The sequence below is a fragment of the Methanogenium organophilum genome (assembly GCF_026684035.1).
Classification (GTDB): Archaea; Halobacteriota; Methanomicrobia; order Methanomicrobiales; family Methanomicrobiaceae; genus Methanogenium; species Methanogenium organophilum.
The window spans coordinates 288,361-313,687 of sequence record NZ_CP113361.1; the positions used below are offsets into that span (position 1 = coordinate 288,361).

The following is a 25,327-nucleotide window of genomic DNA, read 5'->3' on the forward strand; positions in this document are numbered from 1 at the left end:
GAGTGGGCAGTTCTCACCCTGAGACTACCAATACATCCTGCTGAAATTGCCGACAATATAGTGGCGAATATAGAGCACGGAAAAACGTTTATTTCCAAAATAAATGTAATATTGCCCATATTTTTTGCACAAACAACCCATGTCAAAATACACCCGATTTGCCCCCAAATTCCTAAAAAACAGGGAACGAAATCGGGACAGAACAGCGAAAATCAGGACAAACCAACTCTCACCATTACCGGGATTCATCCGGGGTGGGTCACATATGCACAGATTTGTCTGGAGGTTGGGCATCTCCAGAATATCGGAAATTTGAAGTCTTTACCACCCTTTCGCCTCACACAATACTCACAATAAGATACCCGCCGTCAGAGGTGGCAATGACATCATGCTGTATGTTATATTCCCCCTCTATTCTGACATCTGCCGAAATCTGCTTCAAATCATCATTATATCTGCGGAGAGTCAGTGTGCCGTCTGAAATGGTAAATGAATCTACAGAACCGTCAGCATACAGCAGGGCATGTTCAAAGAGCTCATGGTCACCCGATGATTTTTCCGACAGCCACTTCCCGGTTTCTGCATCAAACCTCCGCAGTGTATACACAACGGATGTGTGTTCCCCAAAGATACCCGATTCTGTATTCTCTTCGGTCGTCAGAAGTACCAGTGTTCCGTCTCCTGTTTCCTGAAGGGACCAGTCAACACCTGTCCTCCATATCCCACTGTCATCCCCGGGGAACACCACATCCCAGACGATATTTCCGTCACCATCCAGCCTGAGAAGATGGATCAAGTCTGATCGCTTTGAAACTTCAGGCTTCGTATTCTCAGGAAACAGCACCACGGAATCTCCTCCACTAAGCCCCAGCACCGGATGGCGTGAGGCAAATTCAGGATCACCATACGACTGTTTCCACACAACGTCACCATTCTTTTCAATAAGGACACAAAATTCTCCCCACCCGGCAAGGGTGCGATCACCCGGAGAGGGCACAGCCGCTACAATGGGCCATACCGGAGGGTCGGCATCACACAGAGTAGCCTCTGTCATAACCGTACCTCGGGAATCCAGCACGACAAAATCGCTCTCGCCGTCAAAGACAGCGACACTTCCATCGGAAAGGGCAACAATCTCAGAATCCCACGATTTGAATGTGTCATTGTCAAACACCGTCACACTGTCAACCGCCCCCCCACCATCCACAAAGGCACACTTCTGTATCCGGGTGTCCTGCCCGTAGTCAATACAGACAATAGCAAATCTGCCGTCTGTCGTTTCGGTGAAATCCTCAAATCCTTCATAATCCGACGTGTCAAGGACAGTTTTCCACAAAACAGCGCCATTTTCATCAGTCTTCGTGACCTGAATATCATTGGGTTGAGGGATCGGCGGTCTGTCGTCTCCAACCGTACCCCCAATGCACCCGGCAGCGAAACAGATACCTACTGCGAGGAACAGAATACCAACGAACAATCCCCCGGAAACCATGCTCTTCTTTGAACGATTCATACCATCACCCTGCAACACAACGACATCTCACCAACGAATTAAAAGACAGCAATTCGATAGAATCAACATATGGTTTATTGGAGGAAAAAACCGTCACCTATTAACCATCAAAGATAACTCATTTCAGTTAACTACAGACACCCACATTTAATGCACCATACATCCCAGTCGTCATAATGGATAAAAAGACAAAACAGATACTGGGAGTCTTTTTCATATGCCTGGCAATCGTGCTCTTCATCGCATTTGCCGCCACCACCGGCCTGTCCCGGACAAATCTAACGGACTTCCGGGAAGAGACCGGAGATCACGAAAAGCATGTCACATTCTCCCACAAAGGCGAGGATATTGTTACGCTCTCTGTCCGGGCAACACCCGGCACATATTCTGGCAACAGTATCATCCCCCTGATGGTCGTCGTGACCCACCCGGAAAATACCAAGATTGACAGCCTAAAAATAAGCATCCACCCGCCACAAATCACATCTCATTTCTCATACGGCGAAATATTTCTGAAAACACCGGAATGGAATCCCGATCCCATGCTATCCTTCCATACCAATACCGAATCAGGTAAAAGTGTCAGTGTTCTGGATATTCCCAACATGGGAGTGCAGGGAAAAGGAACAGTCCGGCTTGATTTCCTGATGCACCCGTTTTGGGAGACAGAAAGTCCAGAGACACTTACGGTATATATCAACGCAGAACTCTCGGGGAGCCGTGAATTCTGGAATACATATATCGTAAATTATCCAGTAGGAGTTGAGTTCACCAGATGAATAAAAGGCCAGACCTCACACATACGATCAGAGCGAAAACAGACTCACCGCATGTGTGCAACAGCCATTGCAGCTTTCGTAATCATGGCATTCGTGCTCTAATCCGGGTGCATTACAGAAGGAGACATGACACCCGGCATGACAAAGGGCTCAGTCGTTATTGAGGCCGTTGACAATAGCATCCCCTCAGCAATCCTTTCATTGACGGCCTGACATATAACTTTCAAACGGTCTTTTCGAAGATGCAATCGCATGTTTTGACGAGACAATTACAATATACTCAAACTTCAGAGAAGCATGAGTGCTCAAAGGCACAACACTGACTGATATGAGCAGGCAGAGAAGTGCAATACCGAAAAACACAGCACGAAATGAAATTCAATATCAACCATTTATAGAGAGGGAATTGTTGATAGTATCACAACCCGTCTGCAGACAAAACCTCTTTACTGAACCATCATACCACCAGCCGGATGACTTGAGAGGGATAAAGTATTTTAATGGTGTAACAATAATTTAACACCATTGAATGGACTTCCCCATACTTTCCCGGAAATCGCAGGAATCCTCGGATTTCTTGGCAATGAACAGCGACTGCGGATACTGACAACCATCGCCCGTAAGGAAAAGTTTGCACGAGAAATCTCAGAAGAGCTTGACATCTCCCGGCCTCTCGTTGCCATTTACCTGAAACAGCTGGAAAAACACGGACTCGTGAAAGGCACTGACCGGAGATGTGACGAGCCACCGTATCACCGACGGTATTACCGGGCGCAACCATTCGAATTTACGCTAAACCTGGAGATATTAACACAGGCAGAACAGGAGTGAAAAAATGGTAAACAAACGGATTGAACGATACTATAAGGTGGCACTGGCTGTGATATTCCTTCTCGCCATTGCTGGAATTGTCGGATACATCTTTGCCCTTGATCTACGCACCCCGCTGTTTGGCTCAGTATATATTATACTGCAGTTTGCAATTCTCTCACTCATTATATATATCATCATCAAAGCAAAGGAGTGGATCGAAAAATACCTGGAAGCTGTCACGGAAAAACCAAACGAAATCTCAGAACTCAGGGAGACCATCACCCAACTGCGGATATCCACTGATGCAATAGGAAAAAAGATCGACAATATTGAAAAAATCCTTGAAAACGTTCCGGAATAGGAATTTATTGGCCATCCCGGTTTCCGGAATCAATTCCCGCAGCAGAGGCATTCCTATCTGACAGAATAAACAGGTGACCGGATCACATTGCAGGGAATTCCCTATTTCCACACGCCCGGTCGATATCCATTACAGGCAGCATCCCGGCAACGCTTCCCGATACGGTCCGGGTCCATCGTAAGCACCTCCAGACCCGGCACAATCACCCGGACAACCGGAACACCAATCTCTTCACGGGTGAGGTCTGCCACAATACAGCGGTCGAGGCCGGCATCTTTCAGCTGATCCAGAACATACTTGATATCAGTGAGGAAATCGTCACTCCGAAACGCTCCGATATCCCCATAGGAAGACTCCGTATCCTTTGCAAACCACAGTTTGTTCATTCGTTTGGTGCGATCATATCCCATAACACGCCGCATATCAGCCCCCGTTGGCTTCGTTCCATCCACAAAAAGCTGGGTGGCACGACTCTGTGCAACCTCAGTCAGGGCACGCAGCACCGCAATCTCCGGGCAGACATGCGTCCCTGCTCCTGTACAGAGCAGCGCAGGATCTTTCAGTTTCACATCATCGCAGATAGCCACTATTGTCGGCAGGCGGATGTCGCTCGTGATATCACGGACAATCACTTCAACACCCTCTTTTTGGAATGATTCTATGACCTGAAGGCACTGTTCATCGGTGATATTGACGACAACCGGCCCGGCATTTCGCGTGGCCTCCGCAAGCGACCATGCATCACGCTCAACAATTTCTGCAAGTGCATGAAAGATCGCCTCTTCAAGGGTGTTGCCGGACGCAATGCCATTTGTATGTGTCCGGGTAAGGGTTCCGTAAGACTGATCAAGGGGGTGGAACACCTCCTGGGCAGGTACAAGGATAGCTTCATCACGGATAATATCATAGGCCCACACCCAGGAGATTACCGCATTCGGGTCAGCATATCCCGGAAGTATCAGATCATTCGGGCACAACAAAGGATATTCTCCGGAAAGTTCACTATAGGACCCCGAAATCATTTCCCGACCATCCGGTTCAGCTGAATATCTCTCAATTGCCTCCATAATGGCAGAAACCCGTGCAGCCACAGGAGTCGCCCCTTTCCCGTTATGCACAAAATCCCTGCCGTTCAATCCCGGCCGTGTGCAGGTAAAGACCGGAATGCCCAGCCGGTCAATATCAGTGATGTCATCCACATGAGTAACGCCTGTCACAGGCACCAGTGGATCAACGCGTTCCAGCGTATCTTCCGGTGAAACAGTCCTGTGCGTCTCGACAGAATACCCTTTTTTGCAGGATGATAATTTCATGAATAGAGATTATTGGACAGGGCCGGATATACAATTTTCTTTCAGGATGATCAGCAGCAATACCACCACCTGAGCCACACCTATTTATACATCGGATGATATTCATCGATTAGTCACGGGATGATATCATGCCAGATGGAAATAATCCAAAAATTCACCTGCCCATTAAAGGAATGGTCTGTGAAGGATGCGTCGAATCAGTAAAAAAAGCCCTTGAATCTGTTGAAGGTGTGGAACGTGCCGAGGTAAGTCTTGAAAATAATGAGGCAGTGGTTACGTATGACCCTGTTCATGCGACGAAAAATACCCTTCGTAAGGCAGTACAAAGTGCAGGATACGAAGTTGTCGACTAAACCTGCAGCACCTCCACAAGAAGATCACACTATCAGGGAGAGTAGATGAACAGGGATGATCCAACAACCAAAGAAGCCACCGCAGTCATCCGGGTTACCGGTATGCACTGTGCCACCTGTGTCGCAACGGTTGAGAAAGCATTGAGTGCTGTCGACGGTGTCCATGAAGTATCCGTCAGCCTTGCATCCGAAAAGGCAGTTGTACAATATGACCCAAATCAATGCTCAGTTCAGGACCTTGATGCAGCAATAACCAGTGCAGGGTATGGTGTTCTCCGTGATACACTGCAGATTCGTCTCGGAGGCATCCACTGTGCCACCTGTGTAGTTACCGTCGAAAAGGCACTCATGTCTCTTGAAGGAGTGTATTTTGCAGAGGTAAATCTCACAACCAACCGTGCCGTTGTCGGCTATGACCCTGACATGGCAAATATCCCACAGATGAAGAGAGTCATCGAAGATGCGGGGTATGAATATCTTGGATTTGTCGGGGACGAAGAAGGAAACCAGGAAGAGATACAGCGTTCCCGTGAGATACGAAATCTCCGCAACAGAACACTCATCGGATTTACCATATCATTCTTCCTTTTAGCCATCATGCTTTCCGGGGTAATGCTGCCCATTCCGATGACATATTTTATGTTCGTAATCTCAACACCTTTCTTCATCTATCTTGCCTACCCCATATTCCGGGCAGCATGGGGAGCACTGAGAAACTACGCTCTCACGATGGACGTGATGTATGCAATGGGTATCGGTGTCGCATATGGATCAAGTGTTCTTGGTACGTTTGGAATTGTCCTTACCTCTGATTTTCTCTTTTACGAAACTGCCATCATGCTTTCGGCCTTCCTTACTCTTGGCAGATATCTGGAAGCACGAGCGAAGGGACGAACAACCGATGCCATCAGAAAACTTGTTGAACTGCAGGCAAAGACGGCCATTGTCATAAGGGAAAACAAAGAATTTGAAGTTCCGGTTGAAGAACTCACAACCGGCAACATAATCCTGGTAAAACCCGGCGGGAAAATTCCGGTTGACGGCGAGATTGTCACCGGAGAATCATATATTGATGAATCAATGATCAGCGGCGAACCGGTGCCCGTGCACAAAAAACCCGGTTCATTAGTCACCGGCGGCACCATAAACACCACCGGATCTATTACATTCACCGCAATCCGTGTCGGAAAAGAGACCTATCTTGCCCAGATAATCCGGCTAGTAGAAACCGCGCAGGCCACTAAACCTTCCGTTCAGAAATTTGCCGACATCGCAGTGACATGGTTTATCCCGACCGTCCTTATGATTGCCATTGCCGCAGCACTATTCTGGTACTTCGTGCTGGGAGCAACCGGCCTTTTTTCCCTCACGATTCTCATATCCATACTTGTCATCGCATGTCCGTGCGCCCTTGGCCTTGCCACACCGACTGCCATCACCGTTGGTGTCGGAAGAGGCGCAGAACTGGGAATACTCATAAAAAATAGTGAAGTTCTCGAGTTATCACGAAGGATTGATACTATCATATTTGACAAGACCGGCACCCTCACACGAGGAATTCCGGTCGTAACAGAGACCGTTCTTTTTGGGCAGAGTGAAGAGGATTTTCTTGCGATTGCTTCCGGTGTTGAGGCACGTTCAGAACATCCCCTCGCCGCAGCCGTTGTAGCGCACGCTGAGGGAAAGGAAATCGTGCCTGCAGATTGCACGGAATTTCAGGCAGTGAGCGGCAAAGGAGTGAAAGCAGAAGCAGGAGGACATTCTGTTCTTGTTGGAAGCAGGACCTTTCTTTCAGAACAGGGAATTGGTCTGATACTCCCGGTTACTGATGCGTTTGAAGCGATCCAGAACCGCGGAGAAACCGCTATCGGGGTCGCAGCAGACGATGCCATCGCAGGCATAATCGGCATATCTGACAGCATACGGGACACATCCTTTGCTGCAGCAAAAGAACTTCATACAATGGGCCTTGCTGTCGGCATGGTAACAGGCGACAATGAACGAACTGCAGCGGCAGTGGCACAACAATTGGGAACAGACTTTATGAACGCAGAAGTTCTTCCGGATGAGAAATCAGGGATCATTCAGAGAATGCAGAAGGAGGGAAAATGTATTGCATTCGTTGGTGATGGCATCAACGACGCACCCGCGCTTGCCGCAGCAGACATTGGTATTGCCATTGGAAGCGGCACCGACATCGCAATTGAAAGTGGTGATATTGTCCTTGTGCAAAGTGATCCTCTGGATGTTGCTGCGGCAATTCAGCTGGGACGAAAGGTGATGGGCAGAATCAAACTGAACCTATTCTGGGCATTTGCCTACAACGCAGCCTTAATTCCGGTTGCAGCTGGTGTGCTCTACCCCCTGTACGGCATCACCTTCCGTCCGGAGTTTGCAGGGTTCGCAATGGCACTGAGTTCCGTTACTGTCATCTCACTATCCCTTCTCCTCAAACGATATACTCCTCCCGCAACGGTGCTGAAAACAGACAGACGCAACATTCCATAATTCCAAAGCGAACCCACATCTGGTCAAATTTTTATAAAATACGTCAACAATACTCCCGAATCTGAAACCAGAATACTGAAATAATTCTCCCGGACAACTACCAATAATCACAGAGGTGTGATAACGTGGTTGAAAAATATTTAGAAGGGAACCGTAAATATATCGAGAACGATTTCCAGAAAGATTATGAGCATTACCAAAAACTGGCATCCGCCCAGAGTCCCGAATCCCTCTGGATTGCCTGCTCAGATTCACGGGTAAATCCCGAGCGTATTGTATCAGCAAAGATGGGTGATATCTTTGTGCACCGCAACATTGGCAATATTGTCGCAAAGGGCGATCCAAACCTTGGTTGTGTTCTGGAATACGCAGTCGGGCACCTGAAAGTGAAAGATATCGTTGTCTGCGGACACTCCGACTGTGGTGCCATGAAAGCTCTTGATGCTGACATGTCAGAAGAGGAATATATCCCCGGATGGCTGGATAATGCACAGGAAGTCAAAGAGACGGTCGAAGAGGAATACGGTACTCCTGAAAAATGTGCAGACCCCGCCGGACGAAAAAAGGAGATAGAACTGGAAAATATCAAGGTTCAGCTTGAAAATCTTAGATCATATCCCTTCGTACAGTCTGCAGAGGAAGAAGGTAAAATACGTCTCATTGGCATATTCTATGATCTGGAAACGGGAAGAATAGAGGAGATTGCCTGAAAATTCATCGTAAACCGACTAACGGAGAGATCAATTCAAAGATCTTCTTCTCTCATTTTAATGAATAGTTAATTTCTGAACCTTAATTTTGAAATTAGGATAATTTATTTGGTTATTTTCATTTATATATGGGCATCATTCTTTAAATTGGAAAATATTTGATAAAAAATCCGCGTGAGTATTTTCCAGAGTATATCCAACAACATTTATTTTTTATAATGTTAAATACAACACATTAATGCCCATTCTGGTATATCCAATGGATTGGGGTGAATCCCCCCCAATTCAGTGGAGATTTATCGAAAGCTATTAATATGCTCATACAAGAGTTTAAATCACCTATAAATTATAGGTAGTTGTGTGTTATTTGGTAACTTAATCCAAATGAGGTGAAAGAAAAATGGTATTCCATCCCCCAGCAACAATTATCTCCAAAGTTGGAGATGCAGGCAAGGGCAAGTGTGCCCTTCCGGCCTGGAATATGCTCCTGCGTGGTTTCATGGCAGGCGCATACATCGCAATGGGCGCAGCACTTGCAACCGTTTGTGTAACTGGCACCGCAGCGTTCCTCGGAGCGGGTGTCGCAAAATTAGTTCTCGGAAGCGTGTTCCCCGTTGGACTTATTATCATCGTGCTTACTGGTGCTGAGCTCTTCACTGGTGACGCAATGTTTGCTCCAATGGCAGCTTTTAAGCACAAAACCAGTTGGGCAGCAGTCCTTAATCTCTGGGTATGGGTCTACATCGGTAACCTGATTGGTTCACTTGTATTCGCATATCTCATGTCTGCAGGTCCTCTGGTGTCAATCTCCGGAAGCACCGCAACTGCAACCGCATTCGGTGTTACCGCAGTCAACATTGCAGCTGGAAAGGTCGCATACACAAGCGGACTCGGACTCTGGTCTGCATTCTGTAAAGCTATCTGCTGTAACTGGCTTGTCAACCTTGCAATTCTCCTCGGTATCTGTGCAGATGATGCAATCGGTAAGATTGTTGGTATCTGGTTCCCGATCATGGCTTTCGTTGCCTCCGGATTTGAGCACTGTGTTGCAAACATGTACTTCATCCCAGCAGGTCTGCTGACAAAGGCAGCACTTACCGCTGAACAGGTAGATGCTATTGGCGTTGCAAAGGTTGCAAACCTTACATGGGTCTCCATGTGGACGAACAACATCATCGTCGTTACAATCGGCAACATTGTCGGTGGTATGATCTTTGTTGGTCTCATCTACTGGATCTCATTCAAGAGCGACATTCAGGCATAATTATCTGAACAATGAAAATTAAAGGAACAACGGTAAGGGTTTCAATCGTTCAGGTTGGACTCGTAATAGCCCTTACCCTTATTTTACTCGCGTATGTAATCCTTTCAGGGGATTATCGCAGCCTTCTCTGGGCAGTTCCGGTTCTTATCATGCTTCTCGTTATCCCAACAGCACTGAACTACATGAGTCAGAGCCAGTATGATGACCTTATTCCCTATTACGAAGCAGAAGCAGTCCCAACCAGAATGGCAGCTATCCGCCCGAATGATATCGGAAAGATTGTCAGGGTTGAAGGTGTTGTTGAACGTGTGCTCTTCAAGTCACTTAATCGTCCTCAATATCATATCGCTGACAAAAGTGGTGTGATGTCTGTAAAGATGTTCACAACTCCAAAAGAGGATGTGAATAAAGATGACGTAGTTGAAGTTCTTGGCCAGGTCATCAAACGCTATGTGGTTGTTGGCGAACCAGTGATTAATGCTGTTGTTATACGCAGGATAAACACTAAAAAAACCTGAACTATAATCCAGTTAAGGAAAATTTTCACATTTTACATGCCAGACACAAAACGAATGTCTGGTAATCGTAAACCCACTCTTCTTAATAACCAAAACGACTAATTTCTTCTTTGAAAATCCATACCGGAGATTATTATGACAGACAAAACACCATCAGTAACGGAATTGCCCAAATATGCATGGGTATCTGTTCCCATCATTGCCTTTGCAGGAATTGCTATTGGCATAATTTTCGATATGTATACTATAGGGATATGGGGATGCATCATCAGTTCTTTCATCCTCTGCGGGATCGCCCTTCTGAAACCAAAACGCGATTTAGTCTCCCTTCTGGTACCTCTCTTTGCCATTATTATTTTCAACCCGTGGAGTGAATTCACAACCGGCCCACTCATGCAGATTCTCTTTGCTCTCACCATCATGGTAATCGCTGTTCGTCTGGAAAAACGATACAGCCAAAAATAATATTTCACACCACCCAGACACTCATTTTTTGCTGACGCAGTAAAACACACTGTCATGCAGGATAATGCGCTTTGGTAACATGGAAAACCCAATTGTTAACACATGTAGATTGATTTTTTGAATAATTAAATATCAACAAATAACGTGGCATTTGGCCCAAAAAGGACATATTCCACACATTCCACCAATATTCCCACTTTTTTTAATTACCTTTATATGCAGTGAGCAGTATAAAAGAACATGTTCGAGGTAATGACTATGGACATGAAATACGTTCAGACAACCTGCCCATATTGTGGGACAGGATGTTCATTTAATCTCGTGGTCAAAGACGGGAAAGTCGTTGATACCGCTCCGTATCACCGCTCTCCTGTCAACGAAGGTAAGGTCTGCCCAAAGGGGACTTACGCCCACGAGTTCGTGAACAGAGAGGACCGCCTCACAACGCCGCTCATTAAAAAAGACGGCAAGTTTGTGGAGGCGACCTGGGAAGAGGCAAACGCCCTTATCGCAGAGAAATTTAAAGGCTACAAACCAGACGAATGTGCAGTACTCTCATCAGCACGTACTTCTAACGAAGACAACTACGCTCTGATGAAATTCGCACGTGGCGCATTAAAAACACGCCACATTGACCACTGTGCCCGTCTCTGCCACGCCTCAACCGTTGCTGGTCTTGCCGCATCATTCGGATCCGGTGCAATGACCAACTCCATTGGGGACATCGCAGAGTCAAAGTGTGTCTTTATTATCGGGTCTAACACTTTTGAGCAGCACCCACTTATCGGCCGCAGAGTTATGCAGGCAAAGATGAATGGCGCAAAACTCATCTACGCTGACCCGCGTTTAACCTGTACCGGAAAGCAGGCTGACCTCTACATGCAGTTCAAGTCAGGCAGCGATGTCGCAATCCTGAACTGTATCATGGGAGAGATCATAAGGAACGGCTGGGAAGACAAGGCATGGGTAGAGAACCGTGCAAAGAACTACGAAGAACTCAAGGCAACTGTTCTGAAAGACGACTACCTGCCGGAGAATGTCGAGAAGATCTCAGGAATTCCTGCAGAGCAGCTCAAGACAGCAGCAGAGTGGATCGGAACCGCTGAATCCAGCGCACTTCTCTACTCAATGGGTATCACCCAGCACACCGTTGGTGTCGACAACGTAAAGTCCACTGCAAACCTCCAGATGCTTACCGGAAACATCGGCAGGCGCGGAGGCGGTGTAAACGCACTTCGTGGACAGAACAATGTGCAGGGTGCCTGTGATATGGGAGCACTCCCTGTTGTGTTCACCGCATATCAGAAGGTCATTGACCCCGCTGCACACAAGAAATTCGAAGATGGCTGGGCATTCCCTGACGGTATCGCTGCAGCAGAAAACGGATACGAAGTCACAACGATGATGGATGTCTTAACCGACAACCCAGGTGAACTCAAGGCAATGTATATCATGGGAGAGAACCCGTTCCTCTCAGACCCTGACATTCACCACGTTGAACATGCATTCGAGAATCTTGATTTCCTCGTTGTTCAGGATATCTTCCTGACAGAGACCGCTCAGCACGCCGATGTTGTGCTCCCCGCAACCTGCTATGCAGAGAAGGACGGCACACAGACCTCCACCGAACGCCGTGTTCAGATGTGGAGAAAGGCACAGGAGCCACCCGGACAGGCAAAACTCGACTGGAAGATCATCGCTGACATTGGAGCAGCCATGGGCTATGCAGACCAGTTCGCATGGGAAACCTCAGAAGATGTATTCAACGAGATGGCATCACTGACTCCATCCTATGCTGGTATGAACTACGAACGTCTCGACAAGCCTGAGGCGCTCCACTGGCCATGCCCCACAGTTGACCACCCCGGTACACCAATTCTGCACATCGAAAAGTGCTCCCATCCAGATGGTATGGGTGTTATGCACGCAATCGAGTGGAAGCCTCCCGCAGAAGTACCTGACGACGAATATCCATTCGTGTTTACCACCGGCCGCTGTCTCTGGCACTGGCACACTGGTACCATGACACGTCGTTCAGACACCCTTGCAAAGGAAGTCCCAACCGGCTGGATTGAAATCAATCCTGAAGATGCAGAAGCACTTGGTATCAAGGACAAAGAGATGGTCAGAGCAATCACCCGCCGTGGTGAAATTGAAGTGCCTGCAAAGGTCACCTCTGAGATCATGAAGGGTGTCATGTTCATGCCATTCCACTTTGCAGAGTGCGCAGCAAATATGCTGACCAACAATGCACTGGACCCAATCGCCAAGATTCCGGAGTTCAAGGCCTGTGCAATTAAGATTGAAAAGATCCAGGAGGCCTGAAAATGGTAGCAAAAGGCGATATGGTATACGCATCCGCAAGTGATGCAGGCATTCTTGAGAAAGGAGAGTGCGGTGGTGCAGTCACAGCACTTCTCAAATACGCTCTTGAAAGCGGCATGGTCGATGCAGTCCTCACCGTAAAGAAGGGATACGACATCTACGATGCAACCCCTGTCCTCATCAAGGACCCCGCTGAACTTGCAGACACAGCAGGATCACTCCACTGTGGTACACTCCTCCTTCCCAAACTCATCAAGAAATACCTTGATGGTGCTAAGGGCGAGAAGCTTGCAATCACACTCAAGGGGTGCGACGCAAAGGCAATGTACGAGCTTGCAAAGAGAAACCAGATCAACCTTGACAATGTCATCATGATCGGTCTCAACTGTGGTGGATCCGTCTCCCCGGTTGAAGCTCGGAAAATGATTGCAGACAAGTTCGATATGGACCCGGACTCAATCGTCAAGGAAGAGATTGACAAAGGTCAGTTTATTGTTGTTGACGAGAACGGTGAGCACAAGGGTATCTCCATCGATGACCTCGAGGAAGAGGGATACGGACGCCGTGCAAACTGTCAGCGCTGTAAAACAAAGGTTCCCCGCCAGTGTGATCTCGCATGCGGTAACTGGGGAGTCATTGGAGACAAGGCAGGCAAGGCAACCTTCGTTGAAGTGTGCAGCGACAAGGGAGCAGCACTTCTCGAAGGTGCAGAAAAAGCCGGTGCACTCGAAACTTCAGCACCTATCCCCAAGGGCATTGAGATTCGCGGCAAGATCGAGAATGCAATGTTTAAGCTTGCTGACAAGTACCGTGAGGCACAGTTCGGCGCACTTGGCGAGAGCGAAGACCGTCTGAAGTTCATTATGGACGAAACCTCACGCTGTATCAAGTGTTACCAGTGCATTGAGAACTGTCCAATCTGCTACTGTGTCGAGTGTTCCACCAAGAAACCACATCTGGTTACTCCAGGACAGGTTCCGCCACCCTTCATGTTCCACCTCATCAGGTTCAGTCATGTATCTGACTCCTGTATTAACTGTGGACAGTGTCAGGAACTTTGTGCAATGGATATTCCAAATGCACTCTTCATGCACTCCCTGCAGGTAGAGATGGAGAAGATGTTCGGGTTCGTGCCTGGTGTGAACATGGATCTTCCGGTCCTTGCACTTGTTGAAGAACCTACCGAGCGCAAGCGTCTTGCAGACACCGGCGACGACCAGATCTTCAACATATTCTAATCTTCTCTTTTTTTCTCAGACCCTCATCATTCAAAAAAAGATCACCTAGCAGGAACGCCAGTACGTGATAGTTATCTTCCTTCTTTGTGTAGGTAATACATCAATATTGTATAGAGAAGAGAGATGACCATCAGGCGATGGCGATAGCGGCGTGCTGCAAGCATCAATGTAATGGATGCAATGCGGTTTGCATGTGTCCCTGGAATAAATATAGCATCCAGAGCATTCATTGTATATGAACGATAGCGGCGGCATGCGCCAGTGTGTATATCATACCCAATTTCCTGCATCTGAATCCCTGTGCGTATGAATGATTCCGACACACAAAATTCTTCGCATTGTACCGTTGGTATCACTGGCACTATAACAATCCCAAACTTACCAGCACTTTCCCTTTCCAGAAAAAAACCATCAACGAAGATGCGAAACAACAGGCACCGCGACACTCACGCTCTTTTGTATTCAGTTTATACAGAACAGAATGTCACAGAACAGTGCAGAGATGTACCACAGAAAGAATCGTTTCGAAGCGCTCACGCTTCTTTGCATAACAGATACAGAACAGATTTCCTCATTTAGTATGAGCATTTGCAGCGTGGTGTGCTTCCCGAGCGCTCTCGCAACTCAGTACCACACACTACGTGAACGGGCTTAACTTCCGGGTTCGGTATGGGTCCGGGTGTTGCCCCGCTGCTATGGCCGCAAATACAGAGGTTGTATAGTGTGGTGTGCACATTGAAATTCGTCTGAGTTTTAACGGACGATTAATCAGTGTTAGCTGATTTGGGCGTTAGTACTCGTGGACTTAACACGTCGTTACCTTCGTGCTCACATCCCGAGCCTATCAAACGGATCTTTTATCCATGCCCTCAGACGAGGTCTCTTTTCAGGTCTGGTTTCAAGCTTAGATGCTTTCAGCTTTTATCCATTATCGCGTAGCCACCCGGCACTGCCCTGTCGGACAACCGGTATACCAGTGGCGACGACGGAAAGTTCCTCTCGTACTATTTCCGTCTTACCCTCAGACCTCTAACACTCCAAATAGATAGTAACCGACCTGTCTCACGACGGTCTAAACCCAGCTCACGATCCCCTTTAATAGGCGAACAACCTCACCCTTGGCTGCTGCTGCACAGCCAGGATGGAAAGAACCGACATCGAGGTAGCAAGCCACCGGGTCGATATGTGCTCTTGCCGGTGACGACTCAATTATCCCCGGGGTAGCTTTTCTGTCGTCAATAGCACTCATCAAAAGCGCGTATTGGTTCGTTAGACCCGAGTTTCCTCTCGCGAACACTTGCTATGCGTGTTCACGTCAGGCCAACTTTTGCTCTTGACACTCTTCTGTGAGTTTCTGACTCACATGAGTTGACCTTGGGGCACCCTTGATACCTTTTCGAGGGTGTGGCGCCCCACCCAAACTGCCTACCTACCGATGTCCTCACGAGGAGTTAGTGTTACAGTAAACAAAGGATGGTGTCTCATTGTTGACTAACCAGCCCCCACAAGGGCTGGATCGACATCTCCCATCTACACTGCGCAATGAATACCGTAACACAACAACAGGCTGCAGTAAAGCTCCACGGGGTCTTCACTTCCCATTTGGAGTCCCTAGCCTTTGCACTAGGATAAAATGTTCAACGGACTTGTGTTTGGGACAGTGGGGCTCTCGTTAATCCATTCATGCAAGTCGCCAATTAAGCGACAAGGTACTACGCTACCTTAAGAGGGTCATAGTTACCCCCGCCGTTTACAGGTCCTTCGTCCGGTTGAACCCGGTTTTCAGATACCTGCACTGGGCAGGAATCACAGACTATACTAGTCCTTTCGGAGTTGCAGTCTGCTATGTTGTTATTAGACAGTCGGAGCCCCCTGGTCACTGCGACCTGCCCAATCGCTGGGCAGGCACCCCTTCTTCCGAAGGTACGGGGCCATTTTGCCGAATTCCCTAAACACAATTAAACCGACACGCCTTAGCCTTCTCAGCTAGGGGCACCTGTGTCAGATCTCGGTACGGACATCTGATTCCCTTTTCACGGGTTCCAGGAGTTTGCTTTATTACTCCATCACGCTTTCACTCAATTCTCACCATTACGGTTCTCCAGGAGTTTATACGATTAGACAGGGCGACAGCCCTGCAAAGCATATCCAGAAACGTCAGGGTTAACCGAAGTTAACTACAATCAGATGGTACAGGAATATTAACCTGTTTCCCTTTCGCTATACTCGAATTACGGTATAACTTAGGACCGACTAACCCTCGGCTGACGAACATTGCCGAGGAAACCTAGCCCCTTCGGCGGTTAGGATTCTCACCTAACTATGCTTCTACTAGTGCCAGAATTCTCAATTCTGCACGGTCCACAGGAACTTACACCCCTGCTTCCGCCCATGCAGAGCGCCTCTCTACGCCATCACCTTACGGTGGTCTGTGGTATCTGTGGTAGGTTTTAGCCCCGTCCATTTTCAGCGCCCTAAACCTCGACTGGTAAGCTGTTACGCACTTTTTAAAGGGTAGCTGCTTCTAAGCTCACCTTCCAGTTGTCTTTGGCCTAGGACATCTTTTAGTATTGACACTTAACCTACACTGAGGGACATTAACCACAGTCTGGGTTGTCTCCCTTACGCACTACAAGCTTACCCCGTAGTGCGGACTTCCAGCCTTCTTCGACGACGGGGAATTCGGAGTTTGACAGGAAGGTGAGGGATTTCTCCCCCAACTCCTCCAATCAGTGCTCTACCTCACCGTCTATCTCCAGCCAGGTCATGCTACGGCATGTTTCGAGAGGAACCAGCTGATGCCCAGTTCGATTGGCCTTTCACCCCTATACGCAGGTCACACGAATGATTTGCATATCAATACCGCTTCGGCCCTCCACGCAACTTTCGTCACCCTTCAGCCTGCCCACGCATAGATCACTGGGCTTCGGGTCTTATCCTGTCGACTACACGCACGATTAATACGTCGTCCCATGCACGAATGCTACGGACTTGTCGCTTTCGCTTCGGCTTCCCTTACCGGTTAACCTCGCCAACAGAATAAACTCTCTGGCCCGTTCTTCAAAACGTAAGTTGTGACACCGGCAATACATCCCATACTACCGCCTCGCGACGGGTTCTTTCAACGTAAAGATCCTTTCATGCCACAACACACTATCACCTATCAGTTTCAGGCACTTTTAACCACCTTTCCAGGGTTACTTTTCAGCTTTCGCTCACGCTACTATTGCGCTATCGGTTTCGAGGAGTATTTAGTTTTGGAGGTTGATGACCCCCAGGTTCATGCGAGAATTCCAACCCGCACTACTCGAGACACTTCCTCACCAAACATCGGTATGCGTACGGGGCTATCACCCTCTGTGGCAAACCGTTCCAGAATTATTTCCGCTTCGGATGTTTGGTTAAACGGAAGGCTCACAACACCACATGTCCCCGAAGGGATTCGGTTTGAACTATGTCGTTTTCGATCGCCTTTACTAACGACATCTCGTTTGATTTCTCTTCCTCCCCCTACTGAGATGTTTCAATTCGGGGGGTTCCCAATCCTTACGGATCGCTTCCGAAGAAGCAGGAGGTCCCATTAGGGTATCTCCGGATCATAGGTTCCATGCGCCTACCCGGAGCTTATCGCAGCTTGGCACGCCCTTCATCGGCACTCGAACCGAGCCATCCACTGACAGGTTTGTATCAGCTATGTCTTTTTGATTGTGTCCGTTAAAACTCATTTAACGTCCAATGTGCACACCTTTACACAGCCTCTAAGAGTCTTGTGGACTCTCGGCCCTTCCCCGGAAACTCACGTCTCCGGGTGCATTGGTAGCCTGGTTCTCAGACAATAGATGTCACGAAGGACACATCTGATTACCAGGCAATGGACTTAAGGGGATTTGAACCCCTGGCCTCGGCGTTGCAAACGCCGCGCTCTTCCAGCTGAGCTATAAGCCCATATCCTGTTGACACCAGCAATTTTACGTTCTATTTAATAACCGCATACCCAGTTCTTTAGGAGGTGATCCAGCCGCAGATTCCCCTACGGCTACCTTGTTACGACTTAACCCTCCTTGCGAAACCTAGATTCGACTGCGGCAAAAACCACAGGCTCATCCAAACCTCACTCGGATGGTTTGACGGGCGGTGTGTGCAAGGAGCAGGGACGCATTCACCGCGCTATGTTGAAACGCGATTACTACGGATTCCAGCTTCATGTGGGCGAGTTACAGCCCACAATCCGAACTTGGGACAGGTTTAAGAGATTGCCTTCACCTTTCGGTGTCGATACCCATTGTCCTGCCCATTGTAGCCCGCGTGTAGCCCGGATAATTCGGGGCATGCTGACCTACCGTTGCCCATTCCTTCCTCCTCTTTAGCAGAGGCGGTCCCAACAGTGTCCTCATCGTTCCGGAGAACAAGCTAGCAACTGTTGGCGTGGGTCTCGCTCGTTGCCTGACTAAACAGGATGCTTCACAGTACGAACTGACGACGGCCATGCACCTCCTCTCAGATCATCAAGCAGAGTCTTCAGCCCGGCTATCATATGTCTGTCCTATCCGGTGAGATTTCCGGCGTTGAGTCCAATTAAACCGCAGGCTCCACCCGTTGTGGTGCTCCCCCGCCAATTCCTTTAAGTTTCAGCCTTGCGACCGTACTTCCCAGGCGGCACGTTTCACGGTTTCCCTTCGGCACCCCAGTGACTCGTGGTCACCAGTACACCTAACGCGCATAGTTTACGGCTGGGACTACCCGGGTATCTAATCCGGTTCGCTCCCCCAGCTTTCGTCCCTCACTGTCGGAGCCGTTCTGGTGAGATGCCTTCGCCATAGGTGGTCCCCCAGGGATTACAGGATTTCACTCCTACCCCCGGAGTACCTCTCACCTCTCCCGGTCCCTAGACCCCCAGTATCTCTTAGACGCCCGCCGGTTAAGCCGGCGGATTTCCCAAGAGACTTAAGGGTCCAGCTACGGACGCTTTAAGCCCAATAAAAGTGGCCACCACTCGAGCCGCCGGTATTACCGCGGCGGCTGGCACCGGTCTTGCCCGGCCCTTTCTTCAGATGCGTTTTAAACACCTGGACAGCCCGCGTATACGGGCACTCGGGGTTCCCTTATCACAGTTTCCTGCATTGTAAAGTTTTCGCGCCTGCTGCGCCCCGTAGGGCCTGGAATCGTGTCTCAGATTCCATCTCCGGGCTCTTGCTCCCACAACCCGTATCGATTACAGGCTTGTTGGGCCGTTACCCCAACAACAACCTAATCGACCGCAGATCCATCCTAAGGCGCCGGAGCTTTCGACTAGAGAACATTCCAGTATCTCTAATCTATGGAGTATTATCCCCAGTTTCCCGGGGTTATTCTCCACCTTAGGGCAGGTTATCCACGTGTTACTGAGCAGTCCGCTGAGGGTCTAAACCCTCTCAACTCGCATGGCTTAATCGAACCCCGATAGCAGTGACCTCTGGCAGGATCAACCAGAATTAATTTCTTGAAGTAGGCAAACTGATACCTCAGTTTTGCTTTTCAAAGCACACTTATGTTCGACTTATTTTTTAAAGGATATTAGCGGTTACTAAATAGATTTCCGCATTGCCAGTGCCAACGTCAGAACCGACACTCCCATCCGAGTGGTTTCGGTTCCCCATCAAAATCTTGGACTTCAGTATTAGCGGCAAGAGGTGATAAACCCTCGCATTTCCCTCCGAAGTCCCGAAGACAGACCTCTGCACCGACCCGAAACGGTTCGGGCATGTACAAAGATCATATTTCTATGGTATCTGTATGCCTGCAGAGCAAACAAAGGCAGTATAGCCCCCGATTGTCACAGTCATTCGACCTAACAACATGGGAACCACAGGGATATAAACCCTTGGAATTTCTTCTGAAATCGATACCCCATACACCAAAAGATCGACCGGATGACCCTGCATGAAACCACAACTACACAGAAAAAATACAGCAAACGGCCCCGATTGAGCGCACACTATATTTCGAACACCAAAAACATGTCCGTCGATCGTAACACGCGCATACAGGATTTCGTAAAAAATGATAATAAAATTCAGGAAAAATCTACACAAAATTAAAAATCAATGGCGCCGACGGGAAAGTTCCTCGAGCACCTCACCCAGATCTTCACCGGAAGCACGCAAAGCCAGCATAATATGGAACAACAGATCCGCAGCCTCTTCAACAGTCCGTTCAGATGAACCATTTTTCGCAGCAAGAATAAATTCTGTAGTCTCTTCACCAACCTTTTCAAGAGCCTTGTCCATCCCTTTCCGGTGCGTAAGCACGGAAACAACGTATGACCCTTCCGGACGATCTTCCATTCTCTGATTAATCGTATCCCATACTTCAGCAATTACATCAGTATCCATATTATTCACCTTCTGCGACAATATCCACAACCTCAGCATTATACATACGCCTGCAGAGAAGGCGGATTTTTTCCGCATTCGAACCGCCTTTGCCTATTGCAATGCCAAGGTCCCGCTTTTTTTTAATTAAAACCCGGATTTTTCCGGATTCCGGATCGTCTTTTACCATCAGTACATCAATCGGCCGAAGAATATTTCTGACAAATTCATATAAAGTGTCACCCTCTTCAACCATCTCAATACGCTTTCCAAGAACCTTCTGCATCCGACGAATATTTTCTCCATTTTTACCGATTGCAAGACCCATATCACCTTTTTTCACCACATAGATGATCCGATCAAATCCATCATCCACAATACAGTCTATTGCAATCGATTTGGTAAGAATACGAAGCTCCTCAATATATCTGCGCTCTTTAAAGCCTATGACATTGTGCATCAAACAGTCTCAGTAATATTTCCCCTTTGATACCATATAACCCCTTGTCCCATCAAATTTAGAGCAATTCTTCAGGAATTCACAAAAACGTTTTATATCTTGCTTAAAACAGTTAATCCTATGTACGGGAGATATGAAATCCCCTTTGAATACTCAGACGAAACCATCGCCCTTTCCATAACTGAAGATGGCGATTTTTTTCGATATACACGACAAATATCAGGTGGTGAGAGCGTACAAAAAACACTCCTTACAACGGGCAATGCTATTGTTACCATAAACCCAATAGAACCTGTCAATCTGCCAAAACCTGTCACTCACTATCTTGAAATAGAATTTCCCCCAGTCCTCATAGAACCAGAAGGGAAAAAAATTGTATATCTAATGTTTCCCATTGAGATTGGCGTCATTGTCTTTGGCAACAGAAAAATGGAGGCAGTTGACATATTCTCATTCTGCCCGCAGAAATATTCACTCTACGGACCCTCCGGAGGAGGAGTTATCACCAAATATTATGCCAGTGACATCTTCTCCTCACCACCGGAATCCGACCGTTACTGCAACGGCGTACTTCGTCTGGAAATCCACAATAAAACTACTGAATGGGCAAATATCTGTAGAACAGTCCTTGATGGATACAGCATGAAGATTTATTACGGCCCCTATGTCTCCATGCTGGCCCACATGAAGATACTCACACCCACCACCGCAGAAACAGAATTTGTCCGCAACCCGGCAGCATCAGAATTCCAAAAAGCAGTGGAAGTCTATCACACTCTTAATATACCCTCAATAAACCGTACATTTCTCATGGAATGGGGGTATTGACAGATGGATGCCAATGCAACTTTTATCATTTTTGAATCTCCGATATTTACAGACCCAATCTATGGCCAGACCACCATGGCCAATATACTCTGGTTTTTTGTCATCCTCATCATAGCAGTTATCGTCGCAAAAATTGTCTCCCTCAACCTCACTCGATTTCTCAAAGACCGAGTCCGGAAAAATGACCTGAACCTCATCAGCAAGGCAGCATACTGGGTGATATTCGCCATCGGATTTTTAACTGCCCTACCATACCTCGAAGTAGACCTCTCAGGCATCCTTGTTGCAGGAGGGGTTGTTGGTATCATCATTGGTTTTGCTGCTCAAAGCGTCGTTGCCAATCTTATTTCAGGCATCTTTCTCATCTTCGAACAGCCGCTCAAAATCGGCGAAAATGTGCTGATTGAAGACACACACATCATAGTGGAAGACATCCGGATCTTTTCCACCATAGGAAAGACATTTGAAGGCATTTATGTCCGCATCCCAAATGAGAAGATATTCACCACAACAATCATCAACTATGTGGCAAATACCGCCCGCCGGTTCGAATATGATGTAGAAATCCGTTATCAGGACGATGCATCCCGGGCAATAGAAATAATTAAAGCGCTCATTGAAGAGGAGCCATTCTGCCTGAAAAATCCAGGACCATCCATATATGTTGATGAACTTGCATCAGACGGAGTTATAATCAAAACACGCATGTGGGCACCCTCCGAGGTCTGGTGGGACATCAGAACAACCATGCTATGGAAAATAAAATCCGCACTTGAAGCCGACGGCATGGAGATCCCATTCCCACAGCGCACCATCTGGATCAACCCCGAAGAAAGGGACGAATTCCCGTCCAAAATACTACCTGATGCACAGGATTCTGGAGAAAATCATAAGCAGACGCACATATGCTGCAAATCAGCCATCCTACCCAATAACAGGGAAAGCAGCCATTACAGCACCACCCCGTACAATGGTCCGGACGAACAAGAAAAATAATGAGAATTTATTTTACTTTTTAGTTCAGTTTACGGCAAATTATATCCAAAACACCGTTTTTTATGCCATATCTGCACTGTCCCAGATGAATGGGGGCAGAAAGGGGCACCTCAAAGTCACGACCATCAATGGTCACCCGCACTTCCTGTTCAAGAAATTCCACACGGGGCACATCAGATTCTTCACCTGACAATTCCAGGGTGATATAGAAATAATCTGAATCTTCAACAAGGTCATAATCAAATTCATCTTCGAAATCGTCCATATGAAAGATACGCCCATCATCACCTGAGCCCGATATGATCGTACAACCTACAAACCGTGGGGATTCATCCCCGGGCAGATTGCGAATCATCTCCTCCATAGCCTTTGCAAGATTCCTAAAGATGTCGTCGTTTGGTTCATTTGCCATTTGTTTCACGCACCGAATATTTTTGTCCATGACGCGTTACAATCCCCATTCCCTCAAGCCGTTTCATTGCACACTCGATGTGGGAAACAGGAACATCTGTTATCCTGTGAATTTCAGGAATTGACAGATCACTGTTACATAGTGCGGTTATAAGATTGATTTCTGTCTCGCCTGCTAATATGTCTTTGCTCGCATGCACAAGATCGTCAATAGCGGCATCAATATCTCCCTCAAGATATTCCAATGTCTCAATATACCGATTGCGGGTATTAAGGAGAGAACGAAGATTCACCACGGAATTAATAAATTTGTCATGATATGAGGGAACATTGTTCAGCAGCATGCCCGGAGCATCTGCAACCTTTATATCAATGCTTATGTCACGAACAAGGTAGTAATATTTTCGCCTCCGCGCATCTTTACGAGAAGAAAGAAACTCTGCCCGTTCCATATACTGAAGATGATCCACCACCGCCTTCGGGTTCAACGTCAACCGCTCTGATATCTCCGTAACATAGCATGGCTTTTCACGAAGCAGTTTGATGATGCGCCGCCTGTTTCTGTTACCAAGTACATCAAGGAGACCAGAACCCCCATCATCATCGATCATATTTACCTAAAGTAAGTGAAAAGAAAATATATATAGATTCCGCATCATTCCATGACGCGGTAATTCGGTGCCTCATCAGTTATGAGGATATTATGCGGATGACTTTCAGAATATCCGGCTGACGTTATCTGAACAAATCTTCCATTCTTTCTGAGATCCTGAATGGTCTTTGAACCCGTGTATCCCATTGCAGATTTCAGACCACCGACAAGTTGGTAAAGAACATCAGATACATTACCAACGTATGGAGTCGCCCCTTCCACACCCTCCGGAACAAACTTGTTCTTTCCGATATCTTTCTTCTGGAAATAACGATCACTGGATTCTCCACCGCTCATCACACCAAGAGATCCCATACCCCGGTACTGTTTGTAGCGTCGGCCTTTCATTGCAATAAGACGGCCAGGAGACTCGTCTGTTCCCGCAAGAAGGCTTCCAACCATCACAGAATCCGCACCGGCGGCAATTGCCTTTGCAATGTCACCGCTGTATCTGATACCACCATCAGCGATAACGGGTGTGTCATACTCCATCATCACTTCAGCAACGTTTGCAATAGCAGTGATCTGGGGCACGCCCACACCTGCGACAATACGAGTAGTACAGATTGAACCCGGGCCGATGCCGACTTTTATTGCATCAACATCTGCACCAAATTCCTCTGCAGCCTCTCTCGTAGCAATGTTACCGGCAATAACATCTGAGGAGACACTTCCCACAATGTCACGGACAGCGGATACCACATTCATATTATGACCATGCGCACAGTCAACGGCAAGAGCATCAGCACCAGCCTCAGCGAGCATGACCGCACGCTCAAAATCGAACGGCCCAACCGCAGCAGCAACACAAAGATTCCCATCACGGTCACGCAGTGCGTTTGGATTCTGGTGACGCTCCAGGAGGTCCTGCATTGTGATAATACCCAGAAGGCTCCCATCTGCATTTGTGACAGGGAGGCGCTCAACCTTATTGGTGTACATCTTCTCAAGCGCATCCTCCAGACCGATACCATCCTCTGCAGTAATAGGCTCGTGAGTCATTACATTCCGGATATTCTCATCACCACGTTTTCCGACAATACCACGCAGATCCCTGCGGCTGACAATGCCAATGATCATGTCGCCATCCATCACAGGCACGCCACCAATGTCATGGTAGCGCATCATCCGGTCCACTTCCCCGACGGTTGAATCAGACTGAACGGTAACCACTTCGCGCTCAATAATATCTTCTGCCTGCTTCACCAGACGTATCTCTTCTACTTCCCGCTCTGCACTCATATTCCGGTGAATTACCCCAATACTCCCCTCCCGGGCCAGGGCAATCGCCATTCGTGCCTCAGTAACGGTGTCCATGGCTGATGAAAGGATAGGAATATTGAGATCAATGTTCCGTGTCAGCCGGGATCGGGTGTCTGCTTCTGATGGCTCAACGTATGACTCCTCCGGCACCAGCAAAACGTCATCGAATGTCAGGGCCAGCGGGATATCCAGTTTTCCGGCACACAT

General features: G+C 47.8%; 22 protein-coding genes, 1 tRNA gene and 3 rRNA genes. 14 read left to right on the top strand and 12 right to left on the bottom strand.

The features are described 5' to 3' along the window. Positions 1-337: 337 nt before the first annotated feature. Entirely contained in the window at positions 338-1,513 is a 1,176-nt protein-coding gene (locus OU421_RS01520; protein ID WP_268186829.1) for a hypothetical protein, read from the bottom strand. A 176-nt stretch (positions 1,514-1,689) separates the two neighbouring features. On the opposite strand from OU421_RS01520, the gene OU421_RS01525 reads away from it, so the two are divergent. The 4 genes from OU421_RS01525 (at position 1,690) to OU421_RS01540 (ending at position 3,466) form a co-directional block, all read left to right on the top strand. Then, positions 1,690-2,292, top strand: a complete 603-nt coding sequence (locus OU421_RS01525) for a hypothetical protein (protein WP_268186830.1) — start codon at positions 1,690-1,692, stop codon at positions 2,290-2,292. Positions 2,293-2,593: 301 nt separating this feature from the next. Continuing rightward, positions 2,594-2,812 (top strand): hypothetical protein, encoded by a 219-nt coding sequence (locus OU421_RS01530; RefSeq protein WP_268186832.1) that lies wholly within the window; start codon positions 2,594-2,596, stop codon positions 2,810-2,812. Positions 2,813-2,817: 5 nt separating this feature from the next. Beyond that, positions 2,818-3,123: an ArsR/SmtB family transcription factor gene (locus OU421_RS01535; protein WP_268186834.1), complete on the top strand. Its 306-nt coding sequence runs from the start codon at positions 2,818-2,820 to the stop codon at positions 3,121-3,123. 4 nt (positions 3,124-3,127) lie between these two features. Beyond that, complete coding sequence (locus OU421_RS01540) at positions 3,128-3,466, top strand: hypothetical protein (protein ID WP_268186835.1); 339 nt, start codon at positions 3,128-3,130, stop codon at positions 3,464-3,466. 101 nt (positions 3,467-3,567) lie between these two features. Here OU421_RS01540 and OU421_RS01545 read toward each other — a convergent pair whose 3' ends face one another. After that, positions 3,568-4,779: a YcaO-related McrA-glycine thioamidation protein gene (locus tag OU421_RS01545; protein ID WP_268186836.1), complete on the bottom strand. Its 1,212-nt coding sequence runs from the start codon at positions 4,777-4,779 to the stop codon at positions 3,568-3,570. A 128-nt stretch (positions 4,780-4,907) separates the two neighbouring features. On the opposite strand from OU421_RS01545, the gene OU421_RS01550 reads away from it, so the two are divergent. The 8 genes from OU421_RS01550 (at position 4,908) to OU421_RS01585 (ending at position 14,160) form a co-directional block, all read left to right on the top strand. Further along, on the top strand, positions 4,908-5,132 hold the full coding sequence (locus OU421_RS01550; RefSeq protein WP_268186837.1) for a heavy-metal-associated domain-containing protein: 225 nt from the start codon (positions 4,908-4,910) through the stop codon (positions 5,130-5,132). Positions 5,133-5,177: 45 nt separating this feature from the next. After that, the gene (locus OU421_RS01555; protein WP_268186838.1) at positions 5,178-7,640 is read left to right on the top strand and encodes a heavy metal translocating P-type ATPase; all 2,463 of its coding nucleotides are present in this window, start codon (positions 5,178-5,180) and stop codon (positions 7,638-7,640) included. A gap of 125 nt (positions 7,641-7,765) precedes the next feature. Then, on the top strand, positions 7,766-8,350 hold the full coding sequence (locus OU421_RS01560) for a carbonic anhydrase (RefSeq protein ID WP_268186839.1): 585 nt from the start codon (positions 7,766-7,768) through the stop codon (positions 8,348-8,350). 400 nt (positions 8,351-8,750) lie between these two features. Beyond that, positions 8,751-9,614, top strand: a complete 864-nt coding sequence (locus tag OU421_RS01565; protein ID WP_268186840.1) for a formate/nitrite transporter family protein — start codon at positions 8,751-8,753, stop codon at positions 9,612-9,614. Between the two features lie 11 nt (positions 9,615-9,625). Then, a complete protein-coding gene (locus OU421_RS01570; RefSeq protein ID WP_268186841.1) occupies positions 9,626-10,132 on the top strand; it encodes a nucleotide-binding protein in 507 nt (168 codons plus the stop codon). Positions 10,133-10,267: 135 nt separating this feature from the next. Next, positions 10,268-10,597 carry a hypothetical protein gene (locus tag OU421_RS01575; RefSeq protein WP_268186842.1) on the top strand — a complete coding sequence of 110 codons (330 nt, stop codon included), beginning with the start codon at positions 10,268-10,270 and terminating at the stop codon, positions 10,595-10,597. A 258-nt stretch (positions 10,598-10,855) separates the two neighbouring features. Next, positions 10,856-12,922 (top strand): formate dehydrogenase subunit alpha, encoded by a 2,067-nt coding sequence (gene fdhF, locus OU421_RS01580; RefSeq protein WP_268186843.1) that lies wholly within the window; start codon positions 10,856-10,858, stop codon positions 12,920-12,922. 2 nt (positions 12,923-12,924) lie between these two features. Further along, positions 12,925-14,160: a Coenzyme F420 hydrogenase/dehydrogenase, beta subunit C-terminal domain gene (locus OU421_RS01585; RefSeq protein ID WP_268186844.1), complete on the top strand. Its 1,236-nt coding sequence runs from the start codon at positions 12,925-12,927 to the stop codon at positions 14,158-14,160. 71 nt (positions 14,161-14,231) lie between these two features. Here OU421_RS01585 and OU421_RS01590 read toward each other — a convergent pair whose 3' ends face one another. The 7 genes from OU421_RS01590 to OU421_RS01620 form a co-directional block, all read right to left on the bottom strand. Further along, on the bottom strand, positions 14,232-14,450 hold the full coding sequence (locus OU421_RS01590) for a hypothetical protein (RefSeq protein ID WP_268186845.1): 219 nt from the start codon (positions 14,448-14,450) through the stop codon (positions 14,232-14,234). Positions 14,451-14,745: 295 nt separating this feature from the next. Beyond that, positions 14,746-14,867 (bottom strand): 5S ribosomal RNA (gene rrf, locus OU421_RS01595). Positions 14,868-14,931: 64 nt separating this feature from the next. Beyond that, positions 14,932-17,858 (bottom strand): 23S ribosomal RNA (locus OU421_RS01600). Between the two features lie 174 nt (positions 17,859-18,032). Continuing rightward, positions 18,033-18,105 (bottom strand) — tRNA-Ala (locus tag OU421_RS01605). 59 nt (positions 18,106-18,164) lie between these two features. Continuing rightward, a 16S ribosomal RNA gene (locus OU421_RS01610) occupies positions 18,165-19,632 on the bottom strand. Together the 16S, 23S and 5S rRNA genes with 1 tRNA gene alongside form the textbook arrangement of a ribosomal RNA operon. 608 nt (positions 19,633-20,240) lie before the next feature. Then, a complete protein-coding gene (gene hisE, locus OU421_RS01615) occupies positions 20,241-20,531 on the bottom strand; it encodes a phosphoribosyl-ATP diphosphatase (RefSeq protein ID WP_268186847.1) in 291 nt (96 codons plus the stop codon). 1 nt (position 20,532) lies between these two features. Beyond that, a complete protein-coding gene (locus tag OU421_RS01620; RefSeq protein WP_268186848.1) occupies positions 20,533-20,970 on the bottom strand; it encodes a NusA-like transcription termination signal-binding factor in 438 nt (145 codons plus the stop codon). 120 nt (positions 20,971-21,090) lie between these two features. Here OU421_RS01620 and OU421_RS01625 point away from each other — a divergent pair, with 120 nt between their 5' ends. Next, a complete protein-coding gene (locus tag OU421_RS01625; protein ID WP_268186849.1) occupies positions 21,091-21,798 on the top strand; it encodes a DUF432 domain-containing protein in 708 nt (235 codons plus the stop codon). A 3-nt stretch (positions 21,799-21,801) separates the two neighbouring features. After that, positions 21,802-22,794, top strand: coding sequence for a mechanosensitive ion channel family protein (locus tag OU421_RS01630; protein WP_268186850.1), 993 nt, complete (start codon positions 21,802-21,804; stop codon positions 22,792-22,794). A gap of 19 nt (positions 22,795-22,813) precedes the next feature. Here the strand turns inward: OU421_RS01630 and OU421_RS01635 are convergent, their stop codons facing one another. From OU421_RS01635 to guaB, 3 genes are read right to left on the bottom strand one after another with little or no spacing between them, the layout of a single operon-like run. Then, positions 22,814-23,206, bottom strand: coding sequence for a CS domain-containing protein (locus tag OU421_RS01635; RefSeq protein WP_268186851.1), 393 nt, complete (start codon positions 23,204-23,206; stop codon positions 22,814-22,816). Further along, positions 23,196-23,816, bottom strand: coding sequence for an ArsR/SmtB family transcription factor (locus OU421_RS01640; RefSeq protein WP_268186852.1), 621 nt, complete (start codon positions 23,814-23,816; stop codon positions 23,196-23,198). The genes OU421_RS01635 and OU421_RS01640 overlap by 11 nt, the downstream gene beginning before the upstream one ends. 44 nt (positions 23,817-23,860) lie before the next feature. Next, the gene (gene guaB, locus OU421_RS01645) at positions 23,861-25,327 is read right to left on the bottom strand and encodes an IMP dehydrogenase (protein ID WP_268186853.1); all 1,467 of its coding nucleotides are present in this window, start codon (positions 25,325-25,327) and stop codon (positions 23,861-23,863) included.

What these genes read in the sequence shown, in the direction of transcription:
- OU421_RS01630 (WP_268186850.1), top strand. Translation starts at nt 21,802, where the DNA reads ATGGATGCCAATGCAACTTTTATCATTTTTGAATCTCCGATATTTACA.
- OU421_RS01555 (WP_268186838.1), top strand. Translation starts at nt 5,178, where the DNA reads ATGAACAGGGATGATCCAACAACCAAAGAAGCCACCGCAGTCATCCGG.
- OU421_RS01575 (WP_268186842.1), top strand. Translation starts at nt 10,268, where the DNA reads ATGACAGACAAAACACCATCAGTAACGGAATTGCCCAAATATGCATGG.
- OU421_RS01625 (WP_268186849.1), top strand. Translation starts at nt 21,091, where the DNA reads ATGTACGGGAGATATGAAATCCCCTTTGAATACTCAGACGAAACCATC.
- OU421_RS01640 (WP_268186852.1), bottom strand. Translation starts at nt 23,816, where the DNA reads ATGATCGATGATGATGGGGGTTCTGGTCTCCTTGATGTACTTGGTAAC.
- hisE (WP_268186847.1), bottom strand. Translation starts at nt 20,531, where the DNA reads ATGGATACTGATGTAATTGCTGAAGTATGGGATACGATTAATCAGAGA.
- OU421_RS01570 (WP_268186841.1), top strand. Translation starts at nt 9,626, where the DNA reads ATGAAAATTAAAGGAACAACGGTAAGGGTTTCAATCGTTCAGGTTGGA.
- OU421_RS01520 (WP_268186829.1), bottom strand. Translation starts at nt 1,513, where the DNA reads ATGAATCGTTCAAAGAAGAGCATGGTTTCCGGGGGATTGTTCGTTGGT.
- OU421_RS01585 (WP_268186844.1), top strand. Translation starts at nt 12,925, where the DNA reads ATGGTAGCAAAAGGCGATATGGTATACGCATCCGCAAGTGATGCAGGC.
- fdhF (WP_268186843.1), top strand. Translation starts at nt 10,856, where the DNA reads ATGGACATGAAATACGTTCAGACAACCTGCCCATATTGTGGGACAGGA.
- OU421_RS01550 (WP_268186837.1), top strand. Translation starts at nt 4,908, where the DNA reads ATGCCAGATGGAAATAATCCAAAAATTCACCTGCCCATTAAAGGAATG.
- OU421_RS01635 (WP_268186851.1), bottom strand. Translation starts at nt 23,206, where the DNA reads ATGGCAAATGAACCAAACGACGACATCTTTAGGAATCTTGCAAAGGCT.
- OU421_RS01545 (WP_268186836.1), bottom strand. Translation starts at nt 4,779, where the DNA reads ATGAAATTATCATCCTGCAAAAAAGGGTATTCTGTCGAGACGCACAGG.
- OU421_RS01620 (WP_268186848.1), bottom strand. Translation starts at nt 20,970, where the DNA reads ATGCACAATGTCATAGGCTTTAAAGAGCGCAGATATATTGAGGAGCTT.
- OU421_RS01565 (WP_268186840.1), top strand. Translation starts at nt 8,751, where the DNA reads ATGGTATTCCATCCCCCAGCAACAATTATCTCCAAAGTTGGAGATGCA.
- guaB (WP_268186853.1), bottom strand. Translation starts at nt 25,327, where the DNA reads ATGTGTGCCGGAAAACTGGATATCCCGCTGGCCCTGACATTCGATGAC.
- OU421_RS01525 (WP_268186830.1), top strand. Translation starts at nt 1,690, where the DNA reads ATGGATAAAAAGACAAAACAGATACTGGGAGTCTTTTTCATATGCCTG.
- OU421_RS01590 (WP_268186845.1), bottom strand. Translation starts at nt 14,450, where the DNA reads ATGCAGGAAATTGGGTATGATATACACACTGGCGCATGCCGCCGCTAT.
- OU421_RS01540 (WP_268186835.1), top strand. Translation starts at nt 3,128, where the DNA reads ATGGTAAACAAACGGATTGAACGATACTATAAGGTGGCACTGGCTGTG.